An 8,526-nucleotide genomic window follows, 5' to 3' on the forward strand; every position below is an offset into this window, starting at 1 on the left:
GGAAGTAAAGCCTGTGGAGAGTCAAACCAACTTAGTGGCAAGTCTATTAAGGATTCGGTGAAGCAGGAAGTGAACGTCCATCCCATGAAGAGTGGGGATTTACTCTTATGAGTAGATTTGAGTAAGTTTTATAGAGCGGCATAATTATAAATATTAATTAACTCTTCTTCAGTAACATTTATCGGCTTTGGTTGAGGGTGAGATTTACCACCAGTAACGATAACTTTTTGAGTAGCTTTTTCTAATTCTTTGAGTTTTTTATCTACTTCTTGGAATTTGTGATAAATCTGATTGAGTGGTTCAGAATTTGATATATTTTGAATTATATCTTCAGTCATAACTTAGTATAAAGATAATTTTATTTCAGGTTTAATTGATTAGTGTATTAATTAGTACGAACAAAAGCCTCATAATCTCTTATTTCAAGATTTTGACAACTACCAGAATTTTCTATTGGCGGAGAGAAATCACTGATAACAACATTTTTCGTTTCTTTAGGGGCAACTATAACAGTACAGAAGTTCGCAATATGTTCCCCGTCAGGACAAATAACGACAATAGTTCCACAGGCTTCCCCAGAAAATCTACTTTTACCGCTATATCTCTTATTTTTTATTTCACATTCTACACTTCCTTTTTCAGTAGCTATACAGTTAGTTTCTAATAATTAATTAGTAGGTACAAAACTATCGTAATCTCTTATTTCAAAATTTTGACAACTACCAAAATTTTTTATTGGCGGATAGAAATCACTGATAACGATATTTTTCGTTTCTTGAGGGGCAACTGTACCAGTACAGAAGGTTTTAATATGTTCCCCATCAGGACAAATAACGACAATTGTTCCACAGGCTTTCATAGGAAATGTACCTTTACCGCTATTTATCTTATTTTTTATTTCACATTCTACACTTCCTTTTTCAGTAGCTATACAGTTAGTTTCTAAATAGCGACTGTTACGAGGAAAAAACAGATAAACTAGTAAAGCAATAGCAATGGATGATATAAGCAAAAGAATAACTGAAAGAAGAAGACGTTTTAACATTTTCAATAAATTACATTTTTTTGTTAATTACAAGTTATTTTATATTACAGTAAATCTATTTCTCCTGATTGAACAAATACCCAGTTATTTTCAATATTTTTTTCAACAATTGCAGGTTTGATGATATTAATATCACCACCTTTTAATTTTTGAGATAAACTGCCATTACAAATAAACAATTGTGACTTATTAATTTGTTGTAATATTTGAGTATTAAATAGAGTATTTGGATCTAAAAATAAATAAGATTCCCCACTATTACTAGACACAATATAAAATTCTCCCTGACGAGAGTTACTTTCTAATTCAATTAAACCTTCCCATGTACCTGCTAACACTTTATTAACCGTTTCTTTTGTCATACTAACTCGAATGGCATTTTGTAATAAACCTTGAGGATTTTCTCTATATAAATTTGTTAATCTTACATCTTCAGGTAGTGGAGGATAAGTTTGTTCGTAAGTAGATTGAGAATATGATAATTGTTGAGGGTTTTCTCTATTTTGATTACTATTAGATGAAAGATCATTTATTTTATAGTCTAATTCTCCTAAATGTAATTGAATTTGAGAATATTCTCTTTCAATTAATTTCCCTAATTCATTAATTTTATTTTCTAATTGTTGAATATCAGATTTTTGTGTCTCATTTTTGTTCTCTAAATTTTTTATCTTCTCTTTTTGACTTAATATTTCATTTATAATTTGTTTATTCTTTTTACTTAATAAATAAATCCAAATAAATGAACCAATAATTCCTAGTCCTAAAACTGAGCTGGTTATTATAGCTATTAATAGTTTATTATTTTGATATAAATTACTATTGACTAACCTATTTATTTCTTCAATATTCTCTTCAATTATTTTATTTTGCTCTGATAAAAATCTTTTTAACTCAATGTAGGTTTTTATATTAAATTTACCGCAATTTTCATCTTCTTTACTATCAAAAACTCCTAAGGGTATTTGAATATCATTACAAATTTCTGTTTTTTCTAATTTACCATCCTCGAATAGTTTAATAATATTGTCTATCGTTGGAGATTGTTTTGTTGTATTAAATTGATTTTTTATCTTGCCTAAATAACTCTTAATTTTTTCTTTCTTGTCATCATCAATAGGGATTTCTTCATTTTCTACCTGATTTTCAAACTCTTTAATTTTACTTTGGAAATTATTAAAATTATTAGAAACTTCTTGAAAATTTTTTGTTGTTTGTAAAATTTCTATTGGAATAGGTTGTGTCTCACTTTCTTCTTTAAGTTGAGTTAATAATGTTCCATTTTCTTTTATATTTTTTGCAAAAGTTTCATAGGCTTTTTGTATGATTTGGAATTGTTGACTATTTCCACTTTTAGACTCACAACCAGTAAAAAAGAAAGGGAAAAAAGAACCTAAAATAATTAATGTAATAACTTTTTTTTTCATCATAACCTCTTAATAATTAATAATTAAAATTGTAAAATACCTCTGTCAATTAACTGCCATTGATTTTGATTAACTTCATGAACTTTAGCAGTTTTAATAACTTGAAAATTTTTAGATAAATGATCTTGATAACCTCGTAATTCAAAAATAGTTTTAATGGTTTTAAGATTGGTATTAATTTTCAAATTTAAGTCTGGTAATAAACAAAAACCACCACTTTCTAACTCCACAATCCAATAATCACTTTGATTCGAGTCTTGAAAAATAATTTCACTAGCTTTATTCATATAAATATCTTCTAAACTTTTTTTTGTCGGAGTAACTTTATAGGCATGATCAACTAAAAAACTAGGGTTATTATAATATTGAGTAATTATATATTTTTCATAGTGATCTATTTCTTGATTAGAAGTGATTGATTCAGATAAATTGATGTTATTATCAATAAATTCTGTGGTAACAATATCGGGTATAACAGGCTCATTAGTTGCTACAAAAGTTGATAAATTTTCTCTTGATAAATCTTTGACTAATTCCGTTACAATTTTGTTAATTCGACTATCTAAATCTGCTAAAATTTCTGTTTTCAAATTCCTAGATTGACTATCTTGATTTGATAAATTATTTATTTGCTTTTCTAGGGTTGAAATTTGGAGTTTAAGCTCAAATAATTCCTGCATAAAATTGGGTAATTCTTCCATTTTTTTCCTCAATTCATTTCGTTGATTTCGATAATGATGAATAACTTGATGAGTATTTCTCGCCCAACTTTCTGCATAGCGAATAATTTGCTCTGATGAAAATTTTTGCTCCCTTAAATATAGGTTTAAATTCCATTTACATTTTTTACATTTATCTTGATTATTAACATATTCAGTACCACAAATTGGACAATTTTTTTTATTAACTAAAACCATAATTTTATCAACTTTTGTTAATTATATTAACCCCGCATTTGAATAGTATTCCGTAAAATTAGACTAGGGATATTATCAAAAAATTGGGGTTATAAATAGGATAATTAATCTTTATAGGAATCTGCCCATCGTCTGCCTAAAACATGAAGTAAAGATTTTAAACCCATAATAAAAGGAGTTTTTTCTCTGATATTTTTGGCATCTCCTCTTACGTCTAATAGTTCATTTTCGAGGTGGTATCTTAATTCACCCCATAATTCACTATTTTTATCTTCTTGAGGAGAATTTTCTTCATTTTTATCTAGGGGTTTTTGAGGTTTATAATCTGATTTTGCTAAGGGTTTTATGGTTTCAATATTTAAGGCTTTTATTCCTGCATGAAACTCATATAAAAATTCTTCTAGGTGATTAAGATTAGGAATATCAAAATTGGTAATATTACCTTCTAAATGGAAGCGAGATTGCCAATTATTTTCCTCTTTAAATTCTTCGTCATCATCATGATATTCTACATAATAATTTTCTCCTGCAATAGGTTGTTTTTCGGTATCATCAATCATTCCCGTTAATTCTGTTTGACTGAGAACTAAACCACAAGCTACTTCATGCTTCGGACGAGTGCTTAATCTGGTTTTTTCGTTAGTGTCTTTGAAACCAGAACCTTTACTTAACATCAAACTAAGCAGTTTATTAAACTCAGTATTTTGATCAAATTTACCTGTTGGTGAAAGCCAATGTAAGAAACGAGAAGCATTACCGCCAATATAAACAGGGGTTATCTGTTCTTTACTATATTTGCCATCTTCATGAAGCACTCGCAAAATTAAGCCCACATAATAATACAGTCCTGCTACTCCTATAGCTGTGAGGGTAACTAAACGCTGAAAATACTCATCTTCATTTTTGTAAATACGTTTTTTACTTAACCATTCCTCAGCTTTATGACGTAAAGCTACATCAATATTCGTCATGATAGAATGTTCACTTAAACCTGTCCAATCATTGGGAGTAAATTCTTTCATCAATTTTTGGGCATAACGGGGGTTCATGGCGATAATTTCCGAAAAAATATTTCTCCCGGCGAATAACACCGAACACTGATAAACTATTTTGCGATTTTCCCAAATAGATATATCAGAAGTACCACCACCCATATCAATACAAGTATTACGAATCAAAGGATATTTTTCCTTGTCGTTAAAATATTGAGCTAATGCCACACTTTCCGTGCAAAAACGCTGATTATCATCAATGGTAGGGCAAGAATAAGTTATGCCTGTTTTTGGCTTTAATTCTTCGGCGATTTCTTCCCAATTACGATGAAATGTCGTCATATTTGTATTAGAAAAAGCACTAGGGTAGGATACACACCATTCAATGGTATGCATTCCCGCTTGAACTGCTAAAGCTGATATTTGCAAAGATAAGTGACGTAAGAAAACTTTAGAGTATTTGAGATTTGACCATTTTAGATCTAATTTTATCCATTGTTTATTGGGATCAAATTCCGTGGGATCGGGGATATAAATACGCCCGTCTAAAATTGGTTGCAGTTCTCCGTTATCTTCACCGTTTTTAGTCGTAAGTACGGTACATAATGGTAAAGGCTCTTCTGAGGGTAAAAATGTATCAGGCACGAAACTTTCAATCAAAGCAGGTAAACGAGTACCAATAGGGCTTTCTGTTATATTTAGTTGTAATTCATTATTGATCTTTAATTCAAAATCTCCACTATTTTCTCCCTTGACATAAACGTTAGTAAAAGATGTACCAAAATCCACCCCTACTCGCCATGTACCCCGTGAGTTAATTTCGGGAGGCGTTGCTAGTAAAATTAAGCCAATGTCTTTGTAATAGCTATCCTTACAAACTACATAGGTTGGCATTTCCTGCACCGTTGAAAGTTGGTAAGATCCAGTACCATCAGGAGCTTTAAAGGTTCGGGCTTGTTGGTTAGGAAAATAAACCTTAAAAGTTTCCTCACCGTAATCACCATCGTAGTAGAAAGTATAGTATTGTTTCCAATTTTTCGCTCGAAAGTTAGGCCAAACAGTCAACACGGGTAAATATTTAATGGCGTTTTCTTCCTTGAGGATATATTCTTTTTGAAGACGATACCCTTGAAATTGTTGTTGATTAGCTATACCTGATAAGGGAATAGAAAGAGTTAAGCGAATACCTTGCCCGTTTATATTATTAAAAGGTTCTAATTGTATTTTACTGATGAGATCTTCGGGGGTGAAGTATTGCAATAAAATGGGATTTAAGGGAATTAAAGGAGTAACTTTTTCACCGTTAAAGATAATGGGTAAAGTTGTTTTTGGTAATAATCCCCCAGGTAATGCGTCTTCTAAATCTAAAAATCCTAATTCTTCTAAGAATAAATCTTCAGAGGTAATCCAGTTTACATCATCCCAAACTAATGTACCATTTTTGAGATCTTGAACATTTAAGGAGGCTAAAGTACGATCTCTATGTATCCAAATATTCTGTTTCGGTTGCCCCCAAAAATCAGCGATGTTCTCGTCAATGATAATCAAAGGCTTAGTATTAGATTTGATGGCACTAGGTATGATGCGCACATTAGACGGTTTAGGCGGAATTTTGATGGGATTATTGAGTAATATTAATGCTCCTCTGTTAATTTGTTCTCCGAAAAAGTTAGGATTAGTGCTAAGGTTTAAAGGCGGTACACCTTGATCATTGACTTGTAAATCGTTGCGGAATTGAGAAATTAAACCGATGATCCGATTAAGAGCGATCGCATTACCTTGATAAGTGATAATATTATTTTGGATATTTTCTAACCAACGCCATAATAAATCTTTGGATTCTTGGTTTAAATAAGGCTCAGGGCTAACTAACATTCCATTTACCCACCACCGTAACCCGTCCCATTTTCCTTCTTCAGAGGGGCAAATTAGGGTGCTAGGGCTACTCATCCCCACGGCTTTACCATTCCACAGAAAAACATAAACTTCTTCCCAAGGATTTTTTTTCTCTCTGGTATAAATGGCATTATTGGATTCGGGCATCAGTTGATATAAGGCATCTCCGAAGGGTTGGAATCGTTGAGCTGATAAATCCAAAAATTGTACTTTTAAATTGAATCCTTCTACTTCCGCTAAGGCTATGGCCGCCATCATCCCTCGCCATTGTGCCATCATAGGCTTATGAATGGGATGATTTGTGTCATAGAGTGCCATTTCCGTAATGAGAGGACGAGCCCACATAGTAGGTACGGAACTAACGCTTCTAATCGCTCCAGGTGCTTGATAATCGAGACTATCGGCTACATCCCGAAAAGCATTATCTCCTTTACCTTCCCATTGTCCTGGTTGTCCTCTGGTGATGTTAGTATCGTCTTTTAATTTGGATAGTAATAAATCTGCCATAGTTTTTAATTAGTTTGTAGTAAAGGCTTTAGCCTTCTGAGGATATTTAGTCACAAGCAAGATGCCTGTTTTACGAATTTTTGTGTCTGTGGCTTTTTACCAATGAGGCTACCTTCACCCAAAAACTTTTTAACACTCTCTACTTTATACTTTACAGGTGATATATACTGCTTTCGCTAATCCAGAGACTCCTTGATTTGGTTCGCCAAAATTTTTAGTATCTAAATCACCGATGGTATTTTTAAGATTCACGGCGGTATCTTGATCTAAAATGTCTTTAGTACGAGAGTCATCCCATAATAGATCACCTAATTTTTCAGGTTTCAAATTTTTGACATCAACGAAATATTCTCTAGCTTTAAATAGCTGTATGCGTTCGTTATCGCAATAATGAATATCTCTTAACCATCGCAAAAAGTCTTCACACCAAGCGTTAATAGTTTTTATGGCCTCCTGTTGCGCAGAATCGCTTAAATCAGGTAAATGTCTTCTAGTTTTCATACCAAACATTCCCCCCCCTTGAAAGAATTTATCAAACCAAGCCAAACCATTTAATTCTCTAATTCCTTGATTTCTGCCCAGCTGTAACTGATCTTGAAAATCCCCTAACCAGATGAAAGCAAAACGGGCGGCATTGACTAATTTTGTTTTTACTTCCTCTACTTGAGGTATATCATCCCATTTAAGAATTCCCGCTTCATTACGACTCATAATATGAACACCTTTTTGAGGCTCATCACAGAAAAAATGACGGGCGGCTAAACCTGCGTAAAGTTCTACGAAATGAGGGCGATTAATTTGGGTATCTTTCCCAACGCTAAAATCTCCTAATTTTTCAAAACTTTGATTCCCGATTAAATATTTGGTGTCAAATTGTTGTGCTTGTTCTTTGTAATATCTTAAAGCGGCTTCTGTATTAAGTAAGAAACTATCTGAACTTGCATAAACCTGCTCATTGGCGTTACCTTTAGGGAAATTAAAGTAAGGTAAAGCGAAAATACAACCAATTTTTACTCGATCTCTAACGCCGTCTTTTTCAAGTTTATTGGCAATTAATCGTCCAATGGTTGGTAAACCTGAAGCACCTGTACCGCCGAATATTGAGCCACATAATAAAACTTTAGCGTTACCGCCACCACCAGCGTTATTTTCTATTTCATTTATAAGACTTCGCCAAGGTTCTTCTTCTAGTCGTTCAAGGTTTATTTGAGTCATAATACTCGATCCGATGGCGGGGCGCCCCCTAAAACCTACTTCTAAAGAGACTTTACGCTCATCTTCGGTATATAAAACATCGAATAAATTAGCCAAAGATGGAGAAGTTTGTTTGAGGGTATTATAGGAAAAAAATGATCCTAATTGGCGATCGGCATTATTTTTGGTAAAAGGCGACCAAACCCCGTAAGATTCAATATTAGTAGTCATCCAAGGGCATTCTTGGTGTTTTCCCTTTAATAACTGATAACATTTTTGATACAGATTGAAACTGTTTTGTGATCGCTGTAAATTACCATTAGTTTCATCGGCATCAATAAATAAAATTTTTAACTTATTACTAGGAATTAAACCCACCGAAGCTAATTGAATAATAGCCTCAATACATTTAGCGGTACTTAAACAAAACGATAAAAGAAATTAGGTTATAATTTTTGTATTATAACGTTTTTAGGTCAAAATGAAAGAAACAACATCTTCATCAATGCCACCATGTTTTAATCGCTGGTGTCAAAAAATAGATCCAG

6 protein-coding genes are annotated in these 8,526 nt (G+C 32.5%); all 6 read right to left on the reverse strand.

Features of this window, described 5'->3' with window-relative positions; all coding sequences use genetic code 11:
* Positions 1-128: 128 nt before the first annotated feature.
* Positions 129-338 (reverse strand): hypothetical protein, encoded by a 210-nt coding sequence (locus ACEW8E_RS14535; RefSeq protein ID WP_373481077.1) that lies wholly within the window; start codon positions 336-338, stop codon positions 129-131.
* Positions 339-667: 329 nt separating this feature from the next.
* Positions 668-1,045 carry a hypothetical protein gene (locus tag ACEW8E_RS14540; RefSeq protein WP_373481078.1) on the reverse strand — a complete coding sequence of 126 codons (378 nt, stop codon included), beginning with the start codon at positions 1,043-1,045 and terminating at the stop codon, positions 668-670.
* 44 nt (positions 1,046-1,089) lie between these two features.
* Complete coding sequence (locus tag ACEW8E_RS14545) at positions 1,090-2,475, reverse strand: hypothetical protein (RefSeq protein ID WP_373481079.1); 1,386 nt, start codon at positions 2,473-2,475, stop codon at positions 1,090-1,092.
* A 20-nt stretch (positions 2,476-2,495) separates the two neighbouring features.
* The gene (locus ACEW8E_RS14550) at positions 2,496-3,389 is read right to left on the reverse strand and encodes a hypothetical protein (protein WP_373481080.1); all 894 of its coding nucleotides are present in this window, start codon (positions 3,387-3,389) and stop codon (positions 2,496-2,498) included.
* A gap of 104 nt (positions 3,390-3,493) precedes the next feature.
* A complete protein-coding gene (locus tag ACEW8E_RS14555; RefSeq protein ID WP_373481081.1) occupies positions 3,494-6,784 on the reverse strand; it encodes a hypothetical protein in 3,291 nt (1,096 codons plus the stop codon).
* Positions 6,785-6,928: 144 nt separating this feature from the next.
* A complete protein-coding gene (locus tag ACEW8E_RS14560) occupies positions 6,929-8,356 on the reverse strand; it encodes a hypothetical protein (RefSeq protein ID WP_373481082.1) in 1,428 nt (475 codons plus the stop codon).
* Between the last annotated feature and the right edge of the window lie 170 nt (positions 8,357-8,526).

The sequence above is a fragment of the Geminocystis sp. genome (assembly GCF_041753295.1).
In the GTDB taxonomy this organism is placed as follows: Bacteria; Cyanobacteriota; Cyanobacteriia; order Cyanobacteriales; family Cyanobacteriaceae; genus Geminocystis.